This is a genomic window from Salinimicrobium oceani (assembly GCF_012037645.1).
This window is the reverse complement of sequence record NZ_JAAVJR010000223.1, coordinates 1-611: the sequence shown is the minus strand read 5'-3', so window position 1 is coordinate 611 and position 611 is coordinate 1. Positions and strand designations below refer to the sequence as shown.

Genomic DNA, 611 nt, shown 5'->3' with positions numbered 1-611 from the left:
AGCGAAGGCCAAGCATTTTACAATCTGTGAAGGTTACTTCACGAAAACTGCATCCGGTAAGATCGGCGTTGCTCAACTCACAGTTTTCAAAAATACATTCCGAAAAGGTCATTTTTGAGAGTTTAGTGCCCAAAAAAGTACACTTTCTGAAATAGCAATTTTCGAATTCTCCTTGAAGGAGGTCTTCAGTTGAAAAATCTTTAGAGGTAAATTCCCTATCCTGGAAAAATGTTTCGGCCATTTATTAGCAGCCTTTACCTTTTACGTCTTTGCAGTTTTTAGATTCTGCAACCAGGTAAGCGATGCTTCCGCCAAGGTCGATCTTAAGTGTAGTAGATCCAAAGTCTGAAGCCAGACGTTTTTTCCCGTTAAGCACCAACTCATTAAAGCCGCTAATGGTAAAAGTCTTAGTCTTCTTGTCGTACACAATCTTATCGGCTTTTTCAATTTCCACAATTGAAGTGGTAAAGTGTACATTACCTTTAAATTCCACAATCTGTTTGTCGTTTCTCACCACACTTTGATCGCCAGAGAAGAACACGTCTTTGCTTTCGAAGGTCACAGGAGCCTCCTGTGCCATCACTTCAACACCCAGAAACAATACAAAAAGC

The 611-nt window shown here is 40.3% G+C and carries 2 protein-coding genes; both read right to left on the bottom strand.

Going from position 1 to position 611, the window contains the following annotated elements:
• Positions 1–241, bottom strand: a 241-nt coding sequence (locus HC175_RS16395) for a pentapeptide repeat-containing protein (protein ID WP_209310028.1), incomplete at its 3' end; no start/stop codon positions are given.
• Between the two features lie 3 nt (positions 242–244).
• Positions 245–611 (bottom strand): hypothetical protein (locus tag HC175_RS16390; protein WP_168139456.1); only part of this gene is annotated, 367 nt, incomplete at its 5' end.